Origin of the sequence: Streptomyces sp. NPDC088197 (assembly GCF_044741185.1) — a bacterium.
Classification (GTDB): Bacteria; Actinomycetota; Actinomycetes; order Streptomycetales; family Streptomycetaceae; genus Actinacidiphila.
Map to the genome: position 1 here is coordinate 18,714 of NZ_JBIUSD010000002.1, position 25,093 is coordinate 43,806.

20 protein-coding genes and 1 pseudogene are annotated in these 25,093 nt (G+C 74.2%); 3 read left to right on the top strand and 18 right to left on the bottom strand.

The window, feature by feature from the left end:
* Window positions 1-5: 5 nt before the first annotated feature.
* From ACIOC1_RS04930 to rimP, 14 genes and pseudogenes are all read right to left on the bottom strand, one after another.
* Window positions 6-401 carry a DUF664 domain-containing protein gene (locus tag ACIOC1_RS04930; protein WP_401852046.1) on the bottom strand — a complete coding sequence of 132 codons (396 nt, stop codon included), beginning with the start codon at window positions 399-401 and terminating at the stop codon, window positions 6-8.
* A 50-nt stretch (window positions 402-451) separates the two neighbouring features.
* Window positions 452-1,477 carry a bifunctional riboflavin kinase/FAD synthetase gene (locus tag ACIOC1_RS04935; protein ID WP_401852049.1) on the bottom strand — a complete coding sequence of 342 codons (1,026 nt, stop codon included), beginning with the start codon at window positions 1,475-1,477 and terminating at the stop codon, window positions 452-454.
* A gap of 294 nt (window positions 1,478-1,771) precedes the next feature.
* Complete coding sequence (locus ACIOC1_RS04940; RefSeq protein ID WP_401852051.1) at window positions 1,772-2,404, bottom strand: dual specificity protein phosphatase family protein; 633 nt, start codon at window positions 2,402-2,404, stop codon at window positions 1,772-1,774.
* Between the two features lie 369 nt (window positions 2,405-2,773).
* Window positions 2,774-3,730, bottom strand: a complete 957-nt coding sequence (locus ACIOC1_RS04945; protein ID WP_401852054.1) for a hypothetical protein — start codon at window positions 3,728-3,730, stop codon at window positions 2,774-2,776.
* Window positions 3,727-5,604 (bottom strand): PEP/pyruvate-binding domain-containing protein, encoded by a 1,878-nt coding sequence (locus tag ACIOC1_RS04950; RefSeq protein WP_401852745.1) that lies wholly within the window; start codon window positions 5,602-5,604, stop codon window positions 3,727-3,729. Before ACIOC1_RS04950 ends, ACIOC1_RS04945 begins: the two co-directional genes overlap by 4 nt.
* A 237-nt stretch (window positions 5,605-5,841) precedes the next feature.
* Window positions 5,842-6,192 (bottom strand): annotated as a pseudogene (locus ACIOC1_RS04955) (PEP/pyruvate-binding domain-containing protein); the annotation flags it as partial.
* 315 nt (window positions 6,193-6,507) lie between these two features.
* A complete protein-coding gene (locus tag ACIOC1_RS04960; RefSeq protein WP_401852057.1) occupies window positions 6,508-10,707 on the bottom strand; it encodes a serine protease in 4,200 nt (1,399 codons plus the stop codon).
* Window positions 10,708-10,998: 291 nt separating this feature from the next.
* Entirely contained in the window at window positions 10,999-11,937 is a 939-nt protein-coding gene (gene truB, locus ACIOC1_RS04965) for a tRNA pseudouridine(55) synthase TruB (RefSeq protein WP_355349784.1), read from the bottom strand.
* Window positions 11,934-12,443 (bottom strand): 30S ribosome-binding factor RbfA, encoded by a 510-nt coding sequence (rbfA, locus tag ACIOC1_RS04970; protein WP_391050311.1) that lies wholly within the window; start codon window positions 12,441-12,443, stop codon window positions 11,934-11,936. The genes truB and rbfA overlap by 4 nt, the downstream gene beginning before the upstream one ends.
* A gap of 34 nt (window positions 12,444-12,477) precedes the next feature.
* Window positions 12,478-12,771, bottom strand: coding sequence for a DUF503 domain-containing protein (locus ACIOC1_RS04975; RefSeq protein ID WP_355349778.1), 294 nt, complete (start codon window positions 12,769-12,771; stop codon window positions 12,478-12,480).
* Window positions 12,772-12,887: 116 nt separating this feature from the next.
* A complete protein-coding gene (infB, locus tag ACIOC1_RS04980; RefSeq protein WP_366823806.1) occupies window positions 12,888-16,034 on the bottom strand; it encodes a translation initiation factor IF-2 in 3,147 nt (1,048 codons plus the stop codon).
* A gap of 157 nt (window positions 16,035-16,191) precedes the next feature.
* Window positions 16,192-16,470: a YlxR family protein gene (locus tag ACIOC1_RS04985; protein ID WP_355350310.1), complete on the bottom strand. Its 279-nt coding sequence runs from the start codon at window positions 16,468-16,470 to the stop codon at window positions 16,192-16,194.
* 138 nt (window positions 16,471-16,608) lie between these two features.
* On the bottom strand, window positions 16,609-17,595 hold the full coding sequence (gene nusA, locus ACIOC1_RS04990) for a transcription termination factor NusA (RefSeq protein ID WP_188279440.1): 987 nt from the start codon (window positions 17,593-17,595) through the stop codon (window positions 16,609-16,611).
* 2 nt (window positions 17,596-17,597) lie between these two features.
* Window positions 17,598-18,185, bottom strand: a complete 588-nt coding sequence (rimP, locus tag ACIOC1_RS04995) for a ribosome maturation factor RimP (protein WP_391050312.1) — start codon at window positions 18,183-18,185, stop codon at window positions 17,598-17,600.
* Between the two features lie 147 nt (window positions 18,186-18,332).
* Here rimP and ACIOC1_RS05000 point away from each other — a divergent pair, with 147 nt between their 5' ends.
* The 3 genes from ACIOC1_RS05000 to ACIOC1_RS05010 are packed head-to-tail and all read left to right on the top strand — an operon-like array spanning window position 18,333 to window position 20,282.
* Window positions 18,333-18,878 carry a hypothetical protein gene (locus tag ACIOC1_RS05000; RefSeq protein WP_391050313.1) on the top strand — a complete coding sequence of 182 codons (546 nt, stop codon included), beginning with the start codon at window positions 18,333-18,335 and terminating at the stop codon, window positions 18,876-18,878.
* A complete protein-coding gene (locus ACIOC1_RS05005; RefSeq protein WP_355350320.1) occupies window positions 18,875-19,294 on the top strand; it encodes a ferritin-like domain-containing protein in 420 nt (139 codons plus the stop codon). The genes ACIOC1_RS05000 and ACIOC1_RS05005 overlap by 4 nt, the downstream gene beginning before the upstream one ends.
* A 43-nt stretch (window positions 19,295-19,337) precedes the next feature.
* Window positions 19,338-20,282, top strand: coding sequence for an aminoglycoside phosphotransferase family protein (locus ACIOC1_RS05010; protein ID WP_401852062.1), 945 nt, complete (start codon window positions 19,338-19,340; stop codon window positions 20,280-20,282).
* A gap of 225 nt (window positions 20,283-20,507) precedes the next feature.
* Here ACIOC1_RS05010 and ACIOC1_RS05015 read toward each other — a convergent pair whose 3' ends face one another.
* From ACIOC1_RS05015 to ispG, 4 genes are all read right to left on the bottom strand, one after another.
* Complete coding sequence (locus ACIOC1_RS05015; RefSeq protein WP_401306074.1) at window positions 20,508-22,205, bottom strand: proline--tRNA ligase; 1,698 nt, start codon at window positions 22,203-22,205, stop codon at window positions 20,508-20,510.
* A 99-nt stretch (window positions 22,206-22,304) separates the two neighbouring features.
* Complete coding sequence (locus tag ACIOC1_RS05020) at window positions 22,305-22,838, bottom strand: GNAT family N-acetyltransferase (RefSeq protein WP_355350329.1); 534 nt, start codon at window positions 22,836-22,838, stop codon at window positions 22,305-22,307.
* 43 nt (window positions 22,839-22,881) lie between these two features.
* Entirely contained in the window at window positions 22,882-23,727 is an 846-nt protein-coding gene (locus ACIOC1_RS05025) for a GNAT family N-acetyltransferase (RefSeq protein WP_401306076.1), read from the bottom strand.
* Between the two features lie 172 nt (window positions 23,728-23,899).
* Window positions 23,900-25,054 (bottom strand): flavodoxin-dependent (E)-4-hydroxy-3-methylbut-2-enyl-diphosphate synthase, encoded by a 1,155-nt coding sequence (gene ispG, locus ACIOC1_RS05030; protein ID WP_391050316.1) that lies wholly within the window; start codon window positions 25,052-25,054, stop codon window positions 23,900-23,902.
* Window positions 25,055-25,093: the final 39 nt, after the last annotated feature.

The following is a 25,093-nucleotide window of genomic DNA, read 5'->3' on the forward strand; positions in this document are numbered from 1 at the left end:
CTGTCTCACAGGCCCGTCGCGCCGTCGATCCGCTCCCTGAGCAGGTCGGCGTGCCCGTTGTGCCGGGCGTATTCGGCGATGAGATTCACCAGGATGTAGCGCAGCGATACCTCCTTGCCGGTGACCAGCGAACGGCAGGTGGCGTCCAGCGAGGGCGCCTCGGCGACGATGGTCCTGGCCCGGTCGCGCTCGACCCGCCAGGCCGCGAAGGCCGCCTCCACGTCCCCGTCGAGCCGGTCGAAGCCCTGGTCGGGGTCCTCGTCCGAGTAGTTGAGCATCGGCAGGTCCTCGCCCGCGAAGTGCTGGCGTATCCACCACCGCTCGATGCCCGCGAGGTGCCGTACGAGGCCGTGCAGGCTCAGCCCGCGAAGAACGGTACGTACTGCTCGGACATGCGCCAAGTCTGGCAGCGACCACTGACAGAGCGGCTGTGGAACGGCCTGGCCCGAGGCTATTCGGCGGCGGGCGACGGCTCGGTCGGCGCGGACGTGGGCTCGGGCGCGGACGTGGGCGGGGGCGTGGCGGCGGCCGAGTCGGCGGCGTCCACCAGGTCCCTGGCCCGCTTCACGTCGTCGGCCATCCGCTCCAGCAGCGCGTCGATGGTGTCGAACTTCTCCATCCCGCGCAGATAGGCGAGGAAGTCCACCGCCACATGCAGCCCGTACAGGTCGAGGCCGACGCGGTCGATCGCGTACGCCTCGACCGTGCGCGCGGTGCCGTCGAAGGTCGGGTTGGTGCCGACCGAGATCGCGGCGGGCATGGCCTCGCCGTCGACGTGCAGCCAGCCCGCGTAGACCCCGTCGGCGGGGATGGCGGTGTGCGGCAGGGTCTCGACGTTGGCGGTGGGGTAGCCCAGTTCGCGTCCGCGCTGCGCGCCCCGGACGACGACGCCCTCGACGCGGTGCGGGCGGCCCAGGATCTCGGCGGCGCCCTCGACGTCGCCCTCGCCGACCAGCCGCCGGGTCAGGGTGGAGGAGAACGGCTCGCCGCCGCCCGCCTCACCGCGCACGAAGAGGTCGACGACCTCCAGCTCGTAGTCGTACTTCAGCCCGAGCGCGGAGAGGAATTCGACGTCGCCCGCCGCCTTGTGCCCGAAGCGGAAGTTGGGGCCCTCGACCACGTGCTTGGCGTGCAGCCCCTCGACCAGCACGGTCTTGACGAATTCGCTCGGCGTCAGCTTCGAGAACTCGCTGGTGAAGGGGATGATCAGCAGCGCGTCCACGCCGAGGTCCGCGACCAGTTCGGCGCGCCGGTGGTGGGCGGACAGCAGCGGCGGGTGGCTGCCGGGCCGTACGACTTCGCTGGGGTGCGGGTCGAAGGTCACGACGACCGAGGGCAGCCCCAGTTCACGGGCGCGCTCCACGGCGCGGCCCATGATGAGCTGGTGACCGCGGTGGACGCCGTCGTACGAGCCGATGGTGACGACGCTGCGTCCCCAGTCACCGGGAACGTCGTCCAAGCCCCGCCAGCGCTGCACCTTGACGCTCCGCTTCTTCGCCGAATCACTGACTGTGTTGTCTTGTCCTGCGGGTCCAAGCCTGCCATGCCGCCGCGATGCCGTGCCCATCGGCACGGTCCGCGCGTACGGCGTCGGCCCTTCCCACCTGCGGCGCCCGTTCGAATGTGATGTGGACCGCGACATCCCGCCCGCTCGCCGACCTCCGACACGGGCGTGACTTTATCGGTTCCGCGACGGCTCCGGCGGAGCGGGCGCGGGCCCGGTCCGCGGCGAGCGCGGCGCACGCCTGGCCCGGTCCGCGGCCGGCGCGGTCTACAGCGAGGCCATGATGCGGCGCGGCGCGTCCAGGAACCGGCTCACGCCCTGGACGAGCAGCGGCGGCTGGTCGGTGTCGTCGCGCGACACGTTGAGCACGTAATAGACCTGTTCGATGGAGGGCGGGCCGACCGCGAGGGTGCGCAGCGCGGCCTGGCGGCTGTCGGCCTGTCCGGTGCGGACCAGATACGCGGCGGCCATCGAGCCCGTACGGCCGACGCCCGCGCCGCAGTGCACGAAGACCGGTCCCGGCGAGGTCCTCACGATCCGCAGGAACGTGTCGACCTGCCGCTCCGTGGGGGTCTGGCCGTCGCGGATCGGCAGCCGGACGGCGTGCAGTCCCGCGGCGGAAGGCAGGGCCAGTTCCGCGGGCGCCAGATCCTCCGCCCTGAGGTCGACGACGGTACGGATGCCCCGGTCGGCCAACGCCCGGTAGCCCGCGGCGGTCGGCGCGGACCCGCGCCACACGTGCGGGTCGACGGCCAGGAAGTGATTGATGCCCGCCGTCCGCTCGCCGGAACCGGCCGAGGCGCCGTGCCGCGCCCACGCGGAGACCGCGAGCATGCCGCCCGCGGAGGCGGCCCACAGCACGCCGTAGCCGAGCAGACAGCCGAGCAGCACTTTCGTCACCCGCCGCGCCCAGATCCGGGCGCCGGGGGCGGCGGGCGGTAGGGAGCCGGGCCCGAAGTCGCCCGCGGGATCGGGTTCGTGGTCGGTTCCGGGACCGCGCGCCGGGCCACGGGCGGGATCACGTACGGGATCGCGTACGGAATCGCGTACGGGCCGCCGTAACGACGTCGGGGCAGGGACCGGGATCGGGATCGGGAGAGCGGCCGATTCGGACAAGCGGGGTTCACCACCTGGGGAGCGGAAACCTGGGGACAGGTGCCGCCGTCCCTCCCCGAGGGCAGCGGCCGTCCCGTCAGGCTAGCCGCTGCTTCCGGGGCCAGTGCCCGATTCCGGTACGCGGGCCCCCGCCGGGGGCGCGCCGAGGGCGGGTCAGTGCGGGACTCCCGCCTGTCCCGTGCCCAGGACCTTGGCGTGGGCCCGGTTCACGCTCGCGTCCGAGAGGCAGCCGCGCAGCCGCATCATGTCGTGCGGACTGAGCGCGGGCCGGATGACGCCCGCGAAGACGCCGTCAGCGAGCCGCCCGAGGCTGGCGTCGGGGTTGAGCGAGGAGGTGGAGCGGCGGCAGCCCTCCCACAGGTCGCGGGCGGCCAGTTCACGCGCCCTGGCGTCGTCGGTGCCGTGCACGTCGATCCGGAAGACCACGGTGCTGGCCGCCGCGTCGGGCCTGGACTCCTCGCGGGTCTCGGTGACCTCCGACAGCACATAGACGAGGTAGACCAGCAGCACGACCCCGGCTGCCGCGCCGAATCCGGTCAGCAGCGGGCGCAGTCGGCGCGCGGGCGGCACCGCCGGGTTGTCCTCCAGTTGGGTGATGACGCCGTGCACGCCGCCCGAGGGGGCGGCGAGCGGCGCGAGGCGGCCCGCGAGCCGCCGTTCCGCGCCCGGCCGCGCGGTGACCGCCGCGATCCGCTGGATCACCCAGGCGACACCGGACAGCGCGGCGCCGGTGACCATGAGGATCGGTACGAAGACGAACGTACGGTTGCCGCCGTCCACGCCGTCGCGGCTGTCCCCGTAACCGCCGCCGCTCGCACCGCCGTTGCCGTTGCCGTTGCCGAGCCAGCGGAAGGGGTGCGCGGAGGTCTCCCTGGCGTGTTCGAGGCGCTGCCGTACTTCCTCCATCCGGGCGTCCGCGTCGCTCAGCCGCCGTTCCAGACGGCCCATCCGGCCGAGCAGGATCACGCAGACGAGGAAGCCCTCGACGGCGAGGAGCAGCACCCCGCAGATGACGGCACGCTGCCACTCCCAGCGGTAGAGGTAGATCACCAGGTAGATGCCCGCGGCCAGGGTGGACAGGCCGCCGAAGAGGTAGCTGACGTACTTCACGCGACGGCCCCCTTGCGCGGTTCGTCCCGCGCTTCGAGCGCGGCGCGCCCGTCCCTGGGGGCGGGGGCGTCGCCGGACCCGCCCGGCTCCGCGCCCGGTGCGTCGGACGCGCCGCCCGTCGGCTCCACCGTCCCCGTACCGCCGTCCACGGCGAGCCCGGAGCCGGGGGCGAACCGGCCGACGGCGTCGGAGACGCCCACGACGGTCGGCACGTGGTACTCGCGGGCCAGCACCGCCAGGTGCGACAGGACGCTGCCGGTCTCGGCGACCAGGCCCGACAGACCCGGCAGCAGCGGCGCGAGCGCCGGGTCGAGCGAGCGGACGACGAGCACGGCGTCCGGCGGCCGTACGCCCGCCCCGTCCCAGGCGGTCCCCGCGCCCTGACCGCCGCCCGCGCCCTGGCCCTCGCCCTGTCCCCGACCGGTACGGCCGCGGGCCAGGCTCACCGCCTGCGGTGCGCCGTCGGCGAGCCGGAAGGCGGCGGGCAGCGGCGGGGTCTCGGGGCGCGGGGTGCGCTCGGCCAGGTCGGCCGGACGGCCGCGGCCCGCGCCGACGCCCAGCAGTTCGTCCCAGCGCAGCAGCGCGATCTTGCGCCGCTCGCCGACCAGGCAGTACGCGTCCATCCGGGTGCCGATCTCGCGGACCATCGCGGCCTGCATCTCCTGCACCCAGCGGATGCGCAGCCGCAGCCCCTCACGGACGCTCAGGAAGCCGACACCGCGCGGGACTCCGTTCCAGCCGACGTGCTCGGGCAGCGGGCCGCGCTCGCCGAGGGTGGGCGGCAGCAGGGTGAGCAGGACGGGGTGGTGGGCGATCAGCTCCGCGTCGGTGGCACCCCGGCCGCGGCCCTCGGCCAGTACGGCCAGCGCCTCGCCCGCCGCCGTCGTCCCGCCGCCCGCGCCGGCGCTCGCGGCGCCGCCCGTACCGGTGCCGGTGTCCAGCAGCGCGCCCGCCAGGGACTCCTGGGCGTGCAGGGCGGACAGGGCGTTGCGTCCCCAGGAGACGGCGTTCAGCAGCTCGCCGCTGAGCATCTTCCGGGGCGCTCTGAAGTCGTGCAGCTGCCGGTCGACGTCGGCCATCAGGTCCTGCGCGAGCAGCGGCAGCGCGCCGCGCAGCCGTCCGACCCGCCAGGCCGCGGCGGCGCGGCGGGCGCCGGGGGCCGGGTTGATGAAGTGCAGCACCGGGTGCGCGGGCGGTGTCACGCCGAGCAGCCGCAGGTCAGCGGCGGCGCGGCCCTCGACGGTACGGGCCACCGGCAGCTTGCGCAGCCGCCGCCGGGACGCGGCGCCCGCGATGTCCAGGGCCAGCGTCAGCCCGTGCGCCATCGGCGCCAGCCACAGGTCCTCCTCCAGCGGCTGGAGCACACCGGGCAGCGTCTCGCTCACCGGTCCCGGCCCCAACAGCCGTGCCCCGCGCGGCGGTCGGGCCGCCATCGCGGTGATCGGCCGCGCCTGGAACAGCCACAGCCGCCCGTCGTCCGCGAAGCCGAACTCGATGTCCTGCGGCCCGCCGTACACGCGCTCGGCGCGCCGGGCCAGCCGCACGAGCCGGACCAACTGCCGCCGGGTGAGCGGCTGCCGCTCCCGCGCGGTGACGGTCCCCGGCTCCGGCCGCCGCTCCCGACGGCCGGGCAGCGGCCGTGCGAGCAGCCGGGTCACCCGGCCGTGCCCCGAGGGCGCGGGTTCGGTGCGCAACAGCCGTCCACGGCGCGTCAGTTGGTAGCGGACGCCCTGCGTGCTGCCGTCCACGAGGCGGTCTGGGCCGCCGGGGACCGCGCTGATCAGGACGCGGTCGTAGCGGCCCTCGACGGGGTCCGCGCCGAACATGACGCCGCCCGCGGCGGCCCGCAGCATGGGCTGGACCAGGACGGCCATGTCTCCGGGGAGGACCGCGGGTTCGGCCGCGTCGTCGGCGTCCCGTCCTGGCCCAGGACCGGGCCCCTGTCCTGGCGCGCTTCCTAATCCGGCTCCAGTTCCGGTTCCGGGTCCGGGTCCAGTTCCGGCTCCAGTTCCGGGTCCAGTTCCGGTTCCGGCTCCGGCTCCGGGTCCAGTTCCGGAGATGTCCTCCGCGGACGGCCAGGGCGGCGACGGCACGCGCGCGGCGGAGTCCAGCACCGCCCGCACCGCGTCGGTGAAGGCGTCCCAGCCGCGTACGTCGAGGACGGACTCGAAGCGGCCCGCCATGGACGACTCGGCGGTGTCCTCGTGCGCGGAGGAGGAACGGACCACCAGCGCGGCGCCGTCCGGTCCGCCCAGCTCCTGCCAGGCGCGGCGCAGAGCCGCCGTCCCGGCCGGGGCACCGGGCGCGCGGGCGGCCGGGACGAGGGCGAAGCCGGGGAGCACCGGCAGCCCCCGCGCCGCCGCCCGGGCCAGATTCGCCGCCTTGGCCCCGGCCAGCGCGGCCTCGTGGGCCAAGGGTGATTCCAAGGGCACCACTGCCAGCTCTTCAGCGTCGACGCGCATCTGCGCTCCTTCCGCGGCTGCCGCCCGGGTACGCCTGCGCCGCCGGGCTCGTGGCCCGCGGCGGACGCGCCTCCTCGACTACAACGTCCCTTCATCCTGGAGACCTTCCCCATCCACCAACGTGACGTGAGGAACGCCTCATAGGTGACCGCCTACCCTCGAAACGGCGGTTTCCGGCCGCCCTGACAGCGGCCGGTCACCGGGCAGTTGACGCGCTGACGGGCTGACGGGCTGTCCCCCCAGCGCCAGAGGGTGACGGGCGGTCATGGGCGGGCGATCCGAGGCGGTCGCCACGGAGATCCCCGGCCGGTCCCGTCAGGCCGCCGCCTCCAGGCGGCGTCTCGCGCTCGGGCCGATCACCGCGTCCCATGTGCCGCCCGTCTTGAGCCATTCGCGCACCAGGCGGCCGAAGTCGGGCCAGGAAGCGGCCAGTTCGACGACCCGGCGGTCGAACTGCGCGGCGCCCTCCGGCGTACGGCCGAGGAGCAGGCCGACCCGGTGGACCAAGTCGCGGGTGAGGACGGTCGGCCTGCGGTGGCAGCCGTCCGCCGCGGCGGCGAGCAGGGCGTCCAGGACGCCGGGGTCGCGTTCCGCCGCAAGCACCATGTCGAGGAGTTCCTGGCGCAGCGGCCGGGACAGGTGGGTGCCGGGGGCGGCGAAAACCGGGAGCAGTGCGCGGCGGACGTCCGGCGGGTGGTCGGTCATGAGCGCGGCGGCCAGCGGCAGCAGGACGGCCCGGACGCCGGGGCCCTGTTCCAGCCGCCGGTCCAGGAAGCGGGCCACGTCGGCCGCGCCGTCCGGGTGGTGCAGCAGATGGTCCTGGGCCAGGGCGGCGGCGCGCCGGGCGAGGGCGGGCGAGGTGACCCCGGCCAGTTCGTCCAGCACCTCGGCGGCTCCCCCGTCCGGGTAGGGGGCGCGCAGCCGGGTCTGGAAGGCGGCGAGTACGGGTTCGGGGTGCGTGCCGAGGGCTGCCGCCAGTGCGCCCGCGGGCAGGTGGGGATCGCCCGCCGCGAAGTGCCGCAGCGCCGCGTCGAGATGGCGGGAACGTGTCACCGAATCCCGTACCAGCAGGCCGAGCGCGGCGCCGTGCAGAGTGCAGTCGCCGGGGCGGGCCAGGATCGCGAGGGCCGCGTACCGCAGCAGTTCCCGGTCGGCCTCCGAGCGTACGAACGCGGCGGCGCGGCGGCCGTACGAGGCTGCCGCGACATGGCGGTCGGGGCGCGGGTCGTGCGCCCACCGGTCGACGGCCCTGCACACGGCGGACGGCTCGTCCTCGGCGAGCGCGGCGAGCACTTCGTCGGCGCCGGGGTGCCCTGCGGCCACCAGCGCCTCGGTCAACTCGTCCACGGCGAGCCGCCGGTGGGTGTGCAGCAGCGCCTGCGCGGCGGACGCGACGGTCAGCCGGGGGCCGTCCGCGCCCGGCGCCGTCTGGAGCGGCCGGTCGTCGTCGAACCACCCGCACACCGCCGCCAGGGCCTCGGCCGGCGCCTCCCGCAGCAGCTCCGCGACGGCGGGCAGGAAGCGGGTCTCGGGGTCGGCCGGTTCACCGGGTACGGGCGGCCGGTCGGCGGGCAGCAGCAGCCGCAGCAGTTCGAGCCGTTCCCCCAGCGGCAACGGCACCCGCCGCCAGAACGCCGGGCCGAACTCGCCCAGCCCGCCGAGCCCTTCGGGCGTGAACCCTCCGCGCTCCACCGACCGCACCGCGACCCGTTCGGCCAACAGCCGCAGCACGCCCCGGTAGTTCCGCGCGTCCCCGAGCCGCGTCAGCACCTCCCCCACCAGATGCGCGGCCCACCACACGGCATCCCCCCGCCGCGCCGACACCCCGTCCCCGCGCCGGGCCCGCGGCCCGCTCGCGTACGACGGTCCTCCGCCTTCGCACGAGGAGTGGCCCCACGGCGCACCCCCGGTGGCCGCGCCCCCGCCCTCGTCCGGCCCCCCGCACGGCCCCCGACCCGGCGCGCTGTCTCCGCCGTCCAGCCGCTGCCCCGAACCGACCGTCGCGGGACCGCCGCCGGAGGCCCGCTGCCCGCCGACACCAGCCCCGGCCCCGCCCGTACCGCCGCCGCCACTCGGCCACCCGCCGCACGCCACCGACCACCCCGCAGGACCGCCGCCGGACACCCCCGCACCGCCTCCCGCACCGCCAGCGGGCACCACGCCCGCTCCCCCGCCCGGCGCTCCCGCACGCCCGGCGAGCAACCCCACCGGCCCGCCGCCAACGCCCCCGCCCGTACCCCCGTCCGGCACCCCCTCGCCTCCGCCGCCCCCGCCTCCCTGGCACGGACCCGCGGGCGTCGGGCGGGGGCGACGGCGGGAGCGGGGGTTCGGGACCGTCTCGGTGTCGAGGTAGGCGTCCGTGCAGGCGTCCCACGCGGGGCGGCGCACGGGGGCCGGGCGGCGCGGCGGCGCGGCCGGGTCCGGGTCCGGGGCGCTGACATGGCGGGTGGGGGCGATGGCCTGGTGGTCGAGGCGGTGGATGAGGTGGCGCAGATGGCGGGTCAGGGTGTCGGGGTCGGTGGCGAGCATGGCCTGGAGGACCGGGCCGAGGCGGTGGCGCGGGACGGGGAGCGAGCGCGGCCCCGAGGGCGGGGCGACGGCCGGGGCGGGCGGGACGGGCGGCTCGCCCGCGTGGACGGCGGCGGGCCGCTGCGGCAGCCGTACCGGCGCCTCCGTGCCGCCCGCCGGTGCCGCGAACCAGCGGTGGACCAGGGCGTGCAGGGCCGCGTCCAGGTCGAGGTGGAGGCCCTGGAGCCAGTCGGCGACCTCCTCGTGCGCGAAGCGGTATCCGGCGCCCGCGGGCACCAGCAGCCCTTCGGTGAGGACGGCGGACGCCCACCCCATACGCCACGGGAAGAGGTCTTCGAAGGACTCGCGGTCCAACTCGCCCTGCCCCGGCCCCAGACAGCGCCGCGCCGCCTCGTGCACCTGCCCGGCCACCCGCGTGGCCAGCCGCCGTACGCCGTTGCCGCGTACCGGCCGCTCGGCGCTCGCGGCCAGCCGGACCGCGATCCGCAGGCACACCAGGTCCAGGTGGGCGGCGAAGATCTCGGCGCGGGTCGGCGCGGCGCCGTCCGTGGCGGTGCCGCCGGGCAGCGACGCCTGGATCTCGGAGAGCAGGCGCAGCGCCAGCGGGTGCGCGGCGTCGGCGGGCCGCAGGGCGTCCGGCGCCAGGCCGTGGCGGGTCCGCGCGCGGACCGCCTGGACGTCGGTCAGGTCGCCGAGCCGCAGGCAGGGCGGCAGCGCGCGGACGGCGACGTACGGGGCGGGCGGCGGCGCGTACGCCATTCCCGCGGGCAGCAGCGACCCGGCCTGTTCCCAGAACTCCGGGCGGCAGCCGACGATCAGCCGCACCCCGCCCGCGCGCAGCCAACTCGCCGTGCCCGCCGTCCAGTCGGCGAGCGCGTGCGCGAGGACCGGGGGCATCTCCTCGGGCGCGTCGAGCAGGACGAGCAGCGGCCGTCCCGCGGTCCGCGCGAGCGCCGCGACGGCGTCGGGCGAGGCGAACGGCGGGTCGCCGCCCACAGCGCCGCCGCGCCCGGCGGCGGCGCACACGATCCGGGCGGCGGTCCGCAGCGAGCGTTCGACGGCGTCCTTGATCCCGCCGTCGCCCGGCCGCAGTTCGGCGCCGCGCAGCCAGACGGTCGGCGCGGGTTCCGCGCCGCGCGCCCGGCGGGCCGCAAGCGCGGCCAGTTCGGTGCTGCGCCCGCTGCCGGGGTCGCCGACCAGGCCGAGCACCAGCGGCGCGGTCTCCCCCCGCGGCGCGAGGAAGTCCCGTAGCGCGTCGGCGACTTCGGGCCTGGCGACCGGCTCCCGCCACTGGCCGGGCCCGGCCGCGGAGCCGACCGACGTACCCGTGAGCTGGAGCGCCCCCGCGAGGTTGAGGTGCGGACCGTAGGCGGGCACCGTCGCCGCGTTCCTGGCCAGCAGCGCGGCCAGCGGTTCCGGCGTGCCGGGTCCGGCCCGCAGCGGTACGGCGAAACCGGCCGCCCGGTGTCCCGCGTGCAGCGCGGTGACCGCGACCGCGAGTACCGCGCCGGTCGCCGCGTCGATCAGCGGCGCGCCGGAGGACTGGGGCGCGACCCGGCTCATGTCGGTGGCGCCGAGGCCCAGTTCGTAGACCTCCTCCAGCAGGTGGAAGCGGTCGGTGGCGGTGTACGTGACGGACGCGGTGCCGAGGACGACGCCGTCGGTCCACTGCGGGACCTTCAGCCGTACCCGTCGCTCGGGGTGGGCCGGGCCGCGGGGCGCGATCGGCAGCGGCGGCAGATTCAGCCCCTCGGTGGCGACCAGCGCGAGCCCGGCTTCGGGCAGTACGGTGATCGCTTCCACCTCGACCAGGCACACCTGGTCCCCCGGCGCGTGCAGCACCAGCCGGGCGAGCCCGTCGACCGCCTCGTGACTGGTCACCATCGTGCCGTCGGCGTCCGCGAGGAAACCCGTCCCGCGTGGCCGTCCCGCCAGGTCACAGACCCGCACCAACGCGTCGTCCACGTCGGCCCCGCGTACCGCCATCGGGCACCTCCCCCACCGCCGCGCCCCGTTTCGTCCCGCTTCGACGGTAGGTGCCCGATGATCTCCCGCCTAGATCGCGGAGGAAAAGCGCCCCCCTGTGCTCCCTCGCTTCACTCCGAGCGCCCGCCCATTGGGGTGATTTCCGGGTTCCGGATGGATAGGGAGACGTGAGGGGGGACCGAGGGGGATCGTGGAGCGGGGCCGCTCAGGGGACAGACGGCCGCGCTCCACGGTGTCCAGAGCCCGGCCCGGTCACACCGGGCCGGGCACGGGCGCAGGGGGGACGGACGGCTATTCCGGGAAGACCGCCACGATCTTCACCTGGCCGTCCTTCTCCTCCACCAGGGCCAGGAAGCGGCCGTCGGGGCCGAAGACGGCGGTCGGCCCGTCGGGCAGCGCCGGGGCCTTGATGCGGACGCCGTTGGCCAGCAGCCGGGCCTGGTCGGCGTCCACGTCCCAGCGCGGGAAGGCCGCGTCGGCCGCCTGCTCGATCGGCATGACCGTGCAGGACTCCTCCAACTGCTCCAGCGTGCGCGCGGTGTCCAGCCCGTACGGGCCGACGCGGGTGCGGCGCAGCGCGGTCAGGTGGCCGCCGACGCCGAGCCCGGCGCCCAGGTCGCGGGCGAGGGCCCGGATGTAGGTGCCGGAGGAGCAGACGACGGTCACGTCGAGGTCGACGGCGCCGACGGCGTCCTCGGGCTCGTCGACCCGGCGCATGTCCTGGACGGTGAAGGAGTGGACCGTCACCGGCCGGGCGGCCAGCTCGAACTCCTCGCCCTCCCTGACCCGGGTGTACGACCGCACGCCGTTCACCTTGATCGCGCTGACCTTGGAGGGGACCTGCTGGATCGGGCCGGTCAGCGCGGCGATCCCGGCGTCCACGCTCTCCCTGGTGACCCCGGTGGCGTCGGCGACGGCGGTGATCTCGCCCTCGGCGTCGTCCGTCACCGTCGTCCGGCCGAGCCGGATCGTGGCGACGTACTCCTTCTCGGTGAGCGCGAGGTGGCCGAGCAGCCGGGTGGCCTTCTCGACGCCGAGGATCAGCACCCCGGTCGCCATCGGGTCCAGCGTGCCCGCGTGCCCGACCCGCCGGGTCCCGGCCAGCCGCCGCATCCGCGACACCACCCCGTGCGAGGTGAGCCCGCCGGGCTTGTCGACGACGACAAGCCCGGACGGGGCCCCCTTCCGCGCTCGGCTCGCCTCCGGTCGCTCAGAGCCGGTATGTGTCATGCGCTTGCCGGACCGCCCTCGGAGTCGGGCCGGGTGTCCGGGTCGGCGGCGGCCGGGACGTCGAGGTCGTCGTCGTCCAGTTCGTCGTCGGACGGCTTGCGGTACGGGTCCGCCTCGCCCGCGTACTGCGCGTCGGTGGCGGACTTGCGGACCTCCTCGTCGGCCGCGCGGGCCTTGGCGAGCAGGTCGTCGATCGTCTTGGCGTTGTCGGGCAGGGCGTCGGCGACGAAGGCCAGGCTCGGGGTGAACCGCACCCCGGTCTGCCGTCCGACCTCGGAGCGCAGCACACCCTTGGCGCTCTCCAGGGCCGCGGCGGAGGCCGCCCGCTCCTCGTCGTCTCCGTAGACCGTGTAGAAGACGGTCGCCTCCCGCAGGTCGCCGGTGACCCGGGTGTCGGTGATCGTCACGTACCCCAGCCGCGGATCCTTGATCCGCCGTTGCAGGGTCTCCGCGACCACGACCCGGATGCGGTCGGCCAGCTTTCGCGCCCGCGCGGTGTCGGTCATCGTCTTCTTCTCTCTGTGTCCTTGGGCGTTCTGCTCACTCGTCGTCGCCGTGGATACGCTGCCGTGCCGACAGCAGTTCCACTTCGGGACGGGCGATCATCCAGCGTTCGCACCGGTCGAGTACGTCCTTGAGGTGTCCGAGGTCTCCCGACACCACCGCGATTCCTATTTCGGCCCTGCGATAGAGGTCCTGGTCACCGGTCTCCGCCACGCTCACCGCGAATTTGCGGTGCAGCTCGGCGACGATCGGACGGACGAGGGACCGCTTCTCCTTCAGGGACCGTACGTCACCCAGGAGCAGGTCGAAGCACAGCGTGCCTGCGTACATGGGTACGACGTTACAGCCGACGGCCGGGGCCGATCGACGGGATTTCTCCCGCCGACCGGCCCCGGCCCCGGACCGTCGCCCGGCCGTACGGCGTACCGCACGGCCGGGCAGCCGCGTCAGCCGCGCGGCTTCTCGCGCATCTCGTACGTCGCGATGACGTCGTCGATCTTGATGTCGTTGTAGTTGCCGAGGTTGATACCGCCCTCGTAACCCTCACGAATCTCGGTGACGTCGTCCTTGAAGCGGCGCAGGCCGTCGATGTTGAGGTTCTCCGCGATGACCTTGCCGTCGCGGAGCAGACGGGCCTTGGTGTTGCGCTTGACCTCGCCGGAGCGGACCAGCACACCGGCGATGTTGCCGAGCTTGGAGGAGCGGAAGACCTCGCGGATCTCCGCGGTGCCCAGCTCGACCTCCTCGTACTCCGGCTTGAGCATGCCCTTGAGGGCCGCCTCGATCTCCTCGATGGCCTGGTAGATCACCGAGTAGTAGCGGACGTCGACACCCTCGCGCTCCGCCATCTGCGCGGCACGGCCGGCCGCACGGACGTTGAAGCCGATGACGATGGCGTCGGAGCCGGTCGCCAGGTCGATGTCCGACTCGGTGACCGCACCCACACCGCGGTGCAGGACCCGGATGTCGACCTCGTCGCCGACGTCGAGCTGGAGCAGCGAGGACTCGAGAGCCTCCACCGAACCGGACGCGTCGCCCTTGATGATGAGGTTGAGCTCCTGGACCAGACCGGCCTTGAGCGCCTCGTCCAGGTTCTCCAGGGAGAACCGGACACCCTTGCGGGCGAAGCGGACGTTGCGCTCGCGCGCGGCCCGCTTCTCGGCGATCTGGCGGGCGGTGCGGTCCTCGTCCACGACGAGGAAGTTGTCGCCCGCGCCGGGCACGTTGGTGAGACCGAGCACGAGGACGGGGGTCGACGGGGTCGCCTCCTCCACGTTCTCGCCCTTGTCGTCGAGCATCGCGCGGACTCGGCCGTACGCGTCGCCGACCACCATGGTGTCGCCGACCCGCAGCGTGCCGCGCTGGACCAGGACGGTCGCCACGGCGCCGCGGCCGCGGTCGAGGTGCGCCTCGATCGCGATGCCCTGCGCGTCCTGCTCCGGGTTGGCCCGCAGGTCGAGCGAGGCGTCCGCGGTCAGGACCACGGCCTCCAGCAGGGAGTCGATGTTGAGACCCTGCTTCGCGGAGATGTCGACGAACATCGTGTCGCCGCCGTACTCCTCGGCCACCAGACCGAACTCGGTGAGCTGTCCGCGCACCTTGGTCGGGTCGGCACCCTCGACGTCGATCTTGTTGACCGCGACCACGATCGGCACGTCGGCCGCCTTGGCGTGGTTCAGCGCCTCGATCGTCTGCGGCATCACACCGTCGTTGGCCGCGACCACCAGGATCGCGATGTCGGTGGACTTGGCGCCGCGGGCACGCATGGCGGTGAACGCCTCGTGGCCCGGGGTGTCGATGAAGGTGATGGCGCGCTCTTCGCCGTTGACCTCGGTGGCGACCTGGTAGGCACCGATGTGCTGGGTGATGCCACCGGCCTCGCCCGCGACCACGTTGGTCTTGCGGATCGCGTCGAGAAGCCTGGTCTTACCGTGGTCGACGTGACCCATGACGGTCACGACCGGCGGGCGGGAGACGAGCATCTCCTCGCCGCCCTCGTCCTCACCGAACTCGATGGAGAACGACTCGAGCAGCTCGCGGTCCTCCTCCTCCGGGCTGACGATCTCCAGCACGTAGTTCATCTCGCCGGCGAGCAGTTCCAGCGTGGAGTCGGAGACCGACTGGGTCGCCGTGACCATCTCACCGAGGTTGAGCATCACCTGAACGAGCGACGCCGGGTTGGCGTTGATCTTCTCGGCGAAGTCGGTGAGCGAGGCACCGCGCGACAGGCGCACGGTCTGGCCGTTGCCGCGGGGCAGCAGCACGCCGCCCACGGACGGGGCCTGCATGGCCTCGTACTCCTGGCGCCGCTGACGCTTGCTCTTACGGCCGCGCGCCGGACGGCCACCGGGGCCGCGACCGAACGCGCCCTGCGTGCCACCACGGCCGCCCGGACCGCCGGGACGCCCGCCGAAGCCGCCGGGACGGGGACCGAAGCCGCCGCCACCGCCGGGAGCACCGCCACCGGGGCGCGGGCCGCCGAAGCCGCCACCGCCGCCACCGGGACGACCGCCGCCGCCGGGACCCGCCGGACGGCCGGCGAAACCGCCGCCGCCACCGGGACGCGCGCCGGGACCGCCGCCGCCGGGACGGCCGCCGGGACCACCGCTACGGCCGCCGGGGCCACCGCCGGGACGCCCGCCCGGGGAGGGCGCGGGCCGCTGCGGCATCATGCCGGGGTTCGGGCGGGGGCCCGAGGACTGCGGGCGGGGCATGCCGCCGGGGGACGGACGCTGTCCGCCGGGACCGCCGGCCTGACCACCGGGGCGCGGGGCGCCGCCGGGACGCGGCATGCCGCCCGGGGCTCCCTGGCCGCCGGGGCGGGCGGGACGGTCGTCACGCCGGTCGCCGCCGGGACGCGGGGCGCCGCCGGGGCGCTGCATACCGGTGGAGCCGCCGGACGTGAAGGGGTTGTTGCCGGGACGCGGGCCCGCGGGACGGGCGCCGCCGGGGCGGGCACCGCCCTGGCCGGGACCGGCGGGACGCGCGGGGCGGGCCCCGCCGTCACGGGTGTCGCGCTGGCCGGTGCCGCCGCTCTGGGCGGGGGCCGGGCGCGCCGGGCGCGGGCCGGGGGTGGCGCCACCGCTGCGCGGTGCGGCCGGGGCCGCGGGCGCCGACGGGGGTGCCTGGAACTCCGCCGCGGGCACCGGAGCCGCCGGAGCGGGCTTCGGGGCGGGCGCGGCGGGGGCCGGCTTCGGACCCGGGCGCGGGCCGGAGCCCGCGGGGGTCGGTGCGGTACCGGCACCGGCGGCCGGGCCGGCGCTCGGGGCGACCGGGGCCGCGGGCGCGGCCGGGGTCACGGGGCCGCCGGCAGCCGGCTTCGGCGCCGGGGCAGCGGGACGGGCCGGCGCACCCGGGGTGGGCGCGGCCGGCTTGGCGGCGGGCGCGCTCTTGCGCGGCGCCGCGGGCTTCGCAGCGGACTTGGTGTTGCCACCGGGCCCCTGGAAAGCGTCAGTCAACTTGCGGACTACCGGCGCCTCGATCGTCGAGGACGCCGAACGGACGAATTCGCCGAGTTCTTGGAGCTTGGCCATGACGACCTTGCTCTCGACTCCCATCTCCTTGGCGAGTTCGTATACCCGGACCTTAGCCACTTCGCTCCTTTTAGGTCCGGGGTGATCGTCCGCCGGACCGTCGCTACTTCATGGGCGTACTCATCGCGTACTCATCGAGTGCTCATCGCAATCTCGACCTACTTCCATCTCGCGAGGTACCTGACCGCACGGTGACCCGTGCCGTTCTTCCTGCTTCTTACGGGGCTGCCTGCTCGACGAACCGGCGCAACTCCGCGGTGTCGGGCGTCACCGGGCCTTTGAAGGCCCGGTTGAACGCCCGGCGGCGGACCGCCAGGTCCAGACAGGCAAGGGCGGGGTGCAGATACGCACCCCGACCGGGCAGCGTACCGCGATGATCGGGAACACAGGTGTCACCGTCCACCGCCACACGCAGCAGCTCGCTCTTGGCCGCACGCTCCCGGCAGCCGATGCAACTTCGCTCCGGGCATGCTGGGGTTCGCGTCCGACCAGACACTCTTTAGTCTACCTCCCCGCACCGACCTCACTCCTTCGAGTGTGCCGACGCACGGTTGTTCGTTTCCTGCCCGCCGTCGGCGGAGGGCATGCATCGCCCGCCGCCGACCGCTTTCGGTCCGTGTTCCGGGCCCGGCCCTCAGCTCTGCGGCTGCTCGGTGTCCGGGCGGATGTCGATCCGCCAGCCGGTCAGCCGGGCGGCCAGGCGGGCGTTCTGCCCCTCCTTGCCGATGGCGAGCGAGAGCTGGTAGTCGGGCACGGTCACCCGCGCCGACCTGGCACCGGCGTCGACCACCTCGACCTTGGAGACGCGGGCCGGGGACAGCGCGTTCGCCACCATCTCGGCCGGGTCGTCCGACCAGTCGACGATGTCGATCTTCTCGCTGTTCAGCTCGGCCATCACGGCCCGTACCCGCGCGCCCATCGGGCCGATGCAGGCGCCCTTGGCGTTCAGCCCCGAGCGGGTCGAGCGGACCGCGATCTTCGTACGGTGTCCGGCCTCGCGGGCGATGGCCTCGATCAGCACCGAGCCGTCCGCGATCTCCGGGACCTCCATCGCGAAGAGCTTCTTCACCAGGTTGGGGTGGGTCCGCGACAGGGTCACCGACGGGCCGCGTACGCCCTTGGCGACCCGGACCACGTACGCCCGCAGCCGGGTGCCGTGCCGGTAGTCCTCGCCGGGCACCTGCTCCTGGACCGGCAGGATCGCCTCCAGCTTGCCGATGTCGACCAGCACGTTCTTCGGGTCCTTGCCCTGCTGGACCAGGCCGGAGACGATGTCGCCCTCGCGGCCCGCGTACTCCCCGAAGGTGATGTCGTCCTCGGCGTCGCGCAGCCGCTGGAGGATCACCTGTTTGGCGGTCGACGCGGCGATCCGGCCGAAGCCGGTCGGGGTGTCGTCGAACTCGCGCGGCTCGGCGTCCTCGGCGACCTCCTCCGGGTCCTCCTTCGCCCATACGGTCACGTGTCCGCTGGTGCGGTCCAGCTCCACGCGGGCCTTGCGGTGGCTGCCGGGCTCGCGGTGGTACGCGATGAGGAGCGCCGACTCGATCGCCTCGACCAGCAGGTCGAACGAGATCTGCCTCTCCTGCACCAGACCCCGCAGGGCCTTCATGTCGATGTCCACGGCTACGCCTCCTCGTCGTTCTCGTCGTCTTCGTGTACGTCGTGTACGTCTTCGTCTTCGTCGTGCACGTCGTCCTGTACGCCGTCGTCTTCGTGGACGTCGTCACCGGCCGCGTTCTTGCGGTTGAACTCGACCTCCACGCGGGCCTTCTCGATCTCGGCGAAGTCCGCGCGGGCGGGCTTGGGCTTGCGGCCCTTGACGCCGGGGACCTCCAGGTCGAGACCCGCGTCGTCCACCGTCATGATCCGCGCGATCAGCTCGCCGCGCTCCTTGAGCTGGAGCTTCACCAGCCGGCCGCTGTTGCGCCGGAAGTGCCGGGGCTCGGTCAGCGGCCGGTCGGTGCCCGGCGAGGTGACCTCCAGGACGTACTCCGCGTCGCCCATCGCGTCCGAGGCGTCCAGCGCCTGCGAGATCTCCCGGCTCAGCGCCGCGACCGCGTCGAGCTGCACGCCCTCGTCCGAGTCCACGACGACCAGCAACTGCCGCCGCTTGCCCGCGGCCGTCACCGTGACCTCTTCCAGATCCAGTCCCGTCCTCACGACGAGCGGCTCAAGCAGCCCGCGCAGCCTCTCGCTCTGGGTGGTGCTCATCCGGGTGACTCCTCGGCCGCGTGTGCTGTTGTGGTGGAAGGTCGCGTGTAAAGGAGAGATTACCCGAGTTTCCACACGTCGCCGCGCCATCGCGGGCCGCCGGGAGGCGGCGCCGAGCGCCCTCCCGCGCACCCTTACACTCGCCCAATGATCCCGGACGTGCCTCGGCTCAGCAGGCGGAGTGTGGTGGCGGTGGCGGCCGTTGTCGTCAGTGCCGGGTGTTCCGGAGGTGGTGGAACAGCGGGCTCGGACGGGGCCGGACACAAGGCCACGCTGCCCGAACCGGGCGAACTGGCGCTGCGCCAGGCGGTCCGCGACAGCGCGGCGTTGCTGGCGCGGTACGACGCGGTGGCCGCCGCGTATCCGGCGCTCGCCGGTCGGCTGGCGCCGCTGCGGGCCGAAGTGGCCCTGCACGTGGGCGCGTTCGGCGGCCGGGCGGCGCCCGTACCGACCGGCTCGCCGTCCCCCGGCGCGACGTCCGCCGCGACCCCCGCCTCCTCGCCGTCCGCTCCCCCGGCCTCCTCGCCGTCCGCGGCCCTGAAGTCCCTGGCGGACGAGGAGCGGCGGCTCGCCGACAGCCGGGCGACGGCGCTGCTCAATGTGCCGGGCGAGACGGCCCGGCTGTTCGCGTCGGTGGCGGCGGCGGGCGCCGGGCACGTGGCGCTGCTCGGGACGAAGGGGGCGGTGCGATGAGCGCGGTGCTGGACGCGGCGCAGGCGGCGCTGGCCGCAGAGCACGCGGCGGTGTACGGCTACGGCGTCGTGGGCGGCCTGGTCGGCGGGAGCCGCCGGCCCGAGGCGCGGCAGGCGTACGACGCGCACCGCGCGCGGCGGGACGTGCTGGGCCGTACCGTGCGCGATCTGGGCGGAGTGCCGGTGACGGCGGCGGCGGGTTACCAGCTGCCGTTCCCGGTGGCGGACGCGGCGGCGGCGCTGCGGCTGGCGGCGTATCTGGAGGAGCGGGTGGCGGGCGCCTACGGCGACGTGGTGCGGTCCGCGATCGGGGACATCAGGCGGGACGCGGCGGGCGCCATGCGCGAGGCGGCGGTGCGTGCCGTGCGGTGGCGCGGTGGCAGCGTAGCCTTCCCGGGGTTGGCGGAACGGAGCTGATCACCGTTCCCCGCCGCACACGACACGGAGGGAACGCACAGGGATGGCTTCAGCAGCGCACCACGGGGGGCCGGAAGGCGTACGGCTGGAGCCGCCGGAGCGGCTGGTCCGCACCGTCGGGGCCTGGGAGGGCGAGGCGGGCCGGGTGTGGCTGGCCGAACTCCCCGACCGGGTGGCGCGGTTCCTGGAGCGGTGGGGGCTGACCGTCGAGCGGGTCTTCGCGGCCGGGGGCCAGATCAGCATGATCGTGCTGGTCCGCACCGCGGACGGGGTGCCGGCGGTGCTGAAGGTCGGCATGGTCACGCGGGAGACCGAGCACGAGCACGCGGCGCTCGCGCACTGGGACGGGCGGGGCGCCGTACGCCTCCTCGACGCCGATCCCGGCGAGGGGGCGATGCTGCTGGAGCGGCTTCAGGCGGATGTGTCGCTGCGGTCGCTCGCCGAGCCCAAGGCGATGCTGGAGGCCGCCGGGGTTCTTCAGCGGCTCTGGGTGCCGCCGGCCGAGGGGCATCCCTTCACGTCGGTCGCCGACTACACCGGCGCGTTGGTGGCGCTGCTGCGCGAGCGGCGGGAGCGGCCTTGGGCGGCCGAGGCGGTCGGCCTCGTCGACGAGGCACTGTCGGTGCACGCGGAGCTGGTCGCCTCGGGCGCCGAGGAGGTGCTGCTGCACGGGGATTATCACCACGGCAATGTGCTGGCCGGGGAGCGGATGGCGTGGCTGGCCATCGACCCGAAGCCGCTGGTCGGTGAGCGGGCCTACGATCTCGCGTGGCTGGTCCGTGACCGGCTTCCGACCCTGGCCGCCCAGCCCGGTTCCCGGGCCGCGGCCCGGCGGCGGCTCGCCAAGCTCGCCGCCGCTCTTGAGGTCGAGCCCGAGCGCCTTCGCGGCTGGGCCCTCTTCCGTGCCGTCGAGGCCGGCGTCTGGTACCTCTCCGTCGGCGACCGCGAAGCCGCCGAGCTCCTCCTCGAATTCGCCTCCTGGCTCTAGCCCCCCGCCCCTCCCCTCCCCGAAAGTCCTCAATCGCCGGACGGGCTGAGTCGGGGGTGGGTCTGATCCCGCAAGGAGCCGCCTTCCCAGGGACGCGGGGACCCGCGCGACCGCCGACCGCACGACGGGATCGAGCCCCAGCTGCGCGACCAGCCACGGCGGTGGCGCGCCGACCGCACGACGGGGTCGAGCTGTCACCGCGCGATCAGCCACGGCGGCGAGCCGTCAGTGGGGGGTGGTGAGGAGGGCGAGGGCTTCGGGGAGGGGGAGCTCTCGGCGGGTGCCGGTGCGGCGGTCCTTGAGCTCGACGACGGCGTCGCGGGCGCGGCGGCCGGCGATGAGGAGGGTGGGGACGCCGATGAGCTCGGCGTCGGTGAATTTGACGCCGGGCGAGAGGGAGGGCCGGTCGTCGAGGAGGACCCGCAGTCCCGCGGCGTGCAGCGCGGCGGCGGCCTCCTCCGCGAGAGCGGTCTGTTCGGCCTTGCCCGCGGCGATGACGTGGACGTCGGCGGGGGCGACCTCGGCGGGCCAGCACAGCCCCGCGTCGTCGGCGGTCTGTTCGGCGAGGGCGGCGACGGCGCGCGAGACGCCGATGCCGTAGCAGCCCATGGTGACGCGCACGGGCTTGCCGTCGCGCCCGAGGACGTCGAGCTGGAAGACGTCGGAGTATTTGCGGCCGAGCTGGAAGATGTGGCCGATCTCGATGGCCCGGTCGAGGCGGAGCCCGGTGCCGCACCGGGGGCAGGGGTCACCGGCGCGGACGGTGACCACGTCGAGGTAGCGGTCGACGGTGAAGTCCCGGCCGCAGACGACGTTGGCGGCGTGCCTGCCGGGCTTGTTGGCGCCGGTGACCCACGCGGTGCCGGGGGCGATCCGGGGATCGGCGAGGTAGCGGACGCCCAGGCCCTGGGGGCCGACGTAGCCGCGTACGAGATCGGGCCGGTCGGCGAAGTCCTCGGCGGTGACGAGTGCGACGGCTGCGGGCGCGAGGTGTTCCGCGAGCTTGCCGAGGTCCACCTCGCGGTCGCCGGGGACGCCGACCGCGGTGATCTCGCCGTCCACCGTGACCAGCAGGTTCTTGAGTGTGGCGGAGGCGGGCACGCCGAGGCGGGCGGCGAGCGATTCGATGGTGGGGGTGTCGGGGGTGTCCAGTTCCTCGACGGGGCCGTGCTCAGCGGCAGCCGCGTCACCGGGCGCGGCCGTGAAGGTGACCGCCTCCGTATTGGCGGCGTAGTCGCAGGCGGGGCAGTCCGCGAAGGTGTCCTCGCCCGCGGCGGCGGGCGCCAGGAACTCCTCGGAGGCGGAGCCGCCCATGGCGCCGGAGACGGCGGAGACGACGCGGAAGTCGAAGCCGAGGCGTTCGAAGATCCGGATGTACGCCTGCCGGTGCAGCCGGTACGACGCGGCGAGCCCTTCGTCGTCGGTGTCGAAGGAGTACGCGTCCTTCATCTGGAACTCGCGGCCCCGCAGCACGCCCGAGCGGGGCCTGGCCTCGTCGCGGTACTTGGTCTGGATCTGGAAGAGGGTCAGGGGCAGGTCCTTGTAGGACGTGCACTGGTCCTTCACGATCTGCGTGAAGACCTCCTCGTGGGTGGGGCCGAGCACATAGTCGGCGCCCTTGCGGTCGGTGAGCCGGAAGAGCAGGTCGCCGTACTCGTCGGCGCGTCCGGTGGCCGCGTACTGCTCGCGGGGCAGGAGCGCGGGCAGCAGCACCTCCTGGCCGCCGATCGCCTCCATCTCCTCGCGTACGACGCGGGCGACGTTGTCCAGGACGCGTTTGCCGAGCGGCAGCCAGGTCCACATCCCGGCGGACGAGCGGCGCACGTATCCGGCGCGGACCAGCAGCTTGTGGCTGGCGGTCTCCGCGTCGGCCGGGGCGTCGCGCAGCGTCTTGAGCATCAGCCGGGACATGCGCAGGACCATGGCGTTCTCCGTGAAGGTCGGGGGTGCGGCGAGGGTAGCCGGGCCGCCGGGCGCCCGCACAACCCTTTTCCCCCACACGCGCCCGCCCCGCGCCGCGCTCTACCGCAGCAGCGGCAGCGGCGCGCCCATCACGGCGTAGGGGCGGGCGGCGCTCGGAAAGTGCACCGGGCGGGCCAGGTCCTGGTACCCGAGGGCGTGGTAGAGGCGGCGGGCGGGGCTGTCGCCGTCGATCGCGGAGAGGATGCTGCGCGGCTCGGTGGCGGTGTCGGTGATCTCGGTGATCAGGCGGCGGCCGACCCGGTGGCCCTGGAAGTCGGGCAGCACGTGCAGTTCGGTGATGACGAAGGAGTCGTCGAGCCAGCCGTCGGTGCCGCGCTGCCGCAGGTACGGCTGGACGACGCTCGACCACCAGTGGCCGCGGTCGTTGGGCAGGCCGTAGACGAAGCCGACCAGCCGTCCGTCGTCGGTCTGCGCGCCGAGGGCCCGCGCACCGGGGTAGTTGAGGTGCCGGAGCACGATCTGCCGCCGGATGGCGACCTCGCCGGGGCCGAGCCCGAAGGCGAGCGCCTGTACGGCGAGGGCTTCGTCGACCCGCGCGCCGAGGTCGACAGGTCCGACCACCACGTTCTCCATGGGCCGGGACACTACCCCCAGCGCCCGCGGCCTTCGAGCGCGGTCAGAACAACACACTCATGAACGCGCCGACTTCGGAGAATCCGACCCGCTGGTAGGCGGCCCGCGCGGGGGCGTTGAAGTCGTTGACGTAGAGGCTGGCGACCGGGGCGACATCGCGCAGGGCGTAGTGCAGGACGGCGGCCATGCCGGTCTCCGACAGGCCCTTGCCGCGGTGTTCGGGGGCGACCCAGACGCCCTGGATCTGGCAGGTGTGCCGGGTGACGGCGCCGATCTCGGCCTTGAAGACGACCCGGCCGTCCTCGATGCGGGCGAAGGCCCGTCCGGTGGAGACCAGTTCGGCGACGCGGGCCTGGTAGAGCAGGCCGCCGTCGCCCGCGAGCGGGGAGACGCCGACCTCCTCGGTGAACATGGCCACGCACGCGGGCATGATCACGTCCATCTCGTCGCGCCGGACGCGGCGGACCAGCGGGTCGGGCGTGATGTCGGCGGGCAGCGCGCGGGTGGTCATCAGCGGCTGGTGGGAGCGGACCTCGCGGGCCGGGCCCCAGTGGGGTTCGAGGAGCGCCCACAGGTCGGCGGTGGGTTCCGCGGGGCCGACGATCGAGGAGCAGCGGCGGCCGGCCCGGCGGGCGCGCTCGGCGAAGGCGCGGATGGCCTCGGGGGTGGCGCACAGCGGTACGAGGTTGGCGCCCGCGTAACAGAGCGAGGTGAGTCTGCCGCCGCTGTACCAGCCCCACATCTCGCCGCCGAGCCGCCAGGGGTCGAGCCCGGCGACATTGACCCGGGAGGTGACGAAGGCGTTGGCCACCGGGTCGCGGTTGAGTACGGCGAGGGCGGCGTCGAGATCGCCCGGTTCGAGGACCTTGGCAGTCGATGTGGTCAACACGTGGGTGCCTCACCGTACGGGCCGCAGCAGGCTTGGCTTGAGCAGCAGGCTTGGGATGATCTGCGCACTTTACCGCGCGGGGCCGTGCCGCGCCCCGCGTCCGGCCACCGGTGGGCGGCGGGCGCGGGGCTCGGGCGTGGCCCGGCGGCCGGTCGCGCGGGCTGCTCGGCAGTCAGGAGACGCTCACCTGCGGTTCGCCTGACATGGTGCCGTCGGCCTCCATCTGCTCGGCGAGTTTCATCGCCTCTTCGATCAGCGTCTCGACGATCTTCGACTCCGGCACGGTCTTGATGACCTCACCCTTGACGAAGATCTGACCCTTGCCATTGCCCGACGCGACACCGAGGTCGGCCTCACGGGCCTCACCCGGACCGTTGACGACACAGCCCATCACCGCGACCCGCAGCGGGACCTCCATACCGTCAAGACCCGCCGACACCTGGTCCGCGAGCTTGTACACATCCACCTGCGCACGCCCGCACGACGGACACGACACGATCTCCAGCCGCCGCTGCCGCAGATTCAACGACTCCAGAATCTGGATACCGACCTTGACCTCCTCCGCCGGAGGAGCCGACAGCGACACCCGGATCGTGTCCCCGATACCCTCCGACAGCAGAGCGCCGAACGCCACAGCGGACTTGATCGTCCCCTGGAACGCCGGACCCGCCTCCGTCACACCCAGGTGCAGCGGATAGTCCGACTGCGCGGCCAGCAGCCGGTAGGCGTTGACCATCACCACCGGGTCGTTGTGCTTCACCGAGATCTTGATGTCCCGGAAACCGTGCTCCTCGAACAGCGACGCCTCCCACAGCGCGGACTCCACCAGCGCCTCAGGCGTCGCCTTCCCGTACTTCTTCAGCAGCCGCGCGTCCAGCGACCCCGCGTTCACACCGATCCGGATCGGCGTCCCCGCGTCCGAAGCCGCCCGCGCGATCTCCTTGACCTTGTCGTCGAACTGCTTGATGTTCCCCGGATTCACCCGAACCGCCGCACACCCGGCATCGATCGCCGCGAACACGTACTTCGGCTGAAAATGAATGTCCGCGATCACCGGAATCTGCGACTTCTTCGCGATCGTCGCCAACGCGTCGGCGTCATCCTGCGTCGGACACGCCACCCGCACGATCTGACAGCCCGAAGCCGTCAGCTCCGCGATCTGCTGAAGAGTGGCACCGATGTCAGAGGTACGGGTCGTCGTCATCGACTGGACGGAAACAGGCGCGTCCCCGCCCACCGGGACCGACCCGACCTGGATCTGACGGCTCTTGCGGCGTTCGGCGAGCTTGATCGGAACATCTGGCATCCCGAGCGAAATCGCGGTCATTGCGTGGCATCCCCAAGGTGTGGATCGAGGTCCCGCGTG

Excerpts from the sequence above, each read along its gene's own strand:
- ACIOC1_RS04950 (WP_401852745.1), bottom strand. The coding sequence starts at position 5,604 with ATGGCCGTCCTGGTCCAGCCCATGCTGCGGGCCGCCGCGGGCGGCGTC.
- ACIOC1_RS04960 (WP_401852057.1), bottom strand. The coding sequence starts at position 10,707 with ATGGCGGTACGCGGGGCCGACGTGGACGACGCGTTGGTGCGGGTCTGT.
- truB (WP_355349784.1), bottom strand. The coding sequence starts at position 11,937 with ATGACACATACCGGCTCTGAGCGACCGGAGGCGAGCCGAGCGCGGAAG.
- rbfA (WP_391050311.1), bottom strand. The coding sequence starts at position 12,443 with ATGACCGACACCGCGCGGGCGCGAAAGCTGGCCGACCGCATCCGGGTC.
- ACIOC1_RS04975 (WP_355349778.1), bottom strand. The coding sequence starts at position 12,771 with ATGTACGCAGGCACGCTGTGCTTCGACCTGCTCCTGGGTGACGTACGG.
- rimP (WP_391050312.1), bottom strand. The coding sequence starts at position 18,185 with ATGAGCACCACCCAGAGCGAGAGGCTGCGCGGGCTGCTTGAGCCGCTC.
- ACIOC1_RS05000 (WP_391050313.1), top strand. The coding sequence starts at position 18,333 with ATGATCCCGGACGTGCCTCGGCTCAGCAGGCGGAGTGTGGTGGCGGTG.
- ACIOC1_RS05005 (WP_355350320.1), top strand. The coding sequence starts at position 18,875 with ATGAGCGCGGTGCTGGACGCGGCGCAGGCGGCGCTGGCCGCAGAGCAC.
- ACIOC1_RS05010 (WP_401852062.1), top strand. The coding sequence starts at position 19,338 with ATGGCTTCAGCAGCGCACCACGGGGGGCCGGAAGGCGTACGGCTGGAG.
- ACIOC1_RS05015 (WP_401306074.1), bottom strand. The coding sequence starts at position 22,205 with ATGGTCCTGCGCATGTCCCGGCTGATGCTCAAGACGCTGCGCGACGCC.
- ACIOC1_RS05020 (WP_355350329.1), bottom strand. The coding sequence starts at position 22,838 with ATGGAGAACGTGGTGGTCGGACCTGTCGACCTCGGCGCGCGGGTCGAC.
- ispG (WP_391050316.1), bottom strand. The coding sequence starts at position 25,054 with ATGACCGCGATTTCGCTCGGGATGCCAGATGTTCCGATCAAGCTCGCC.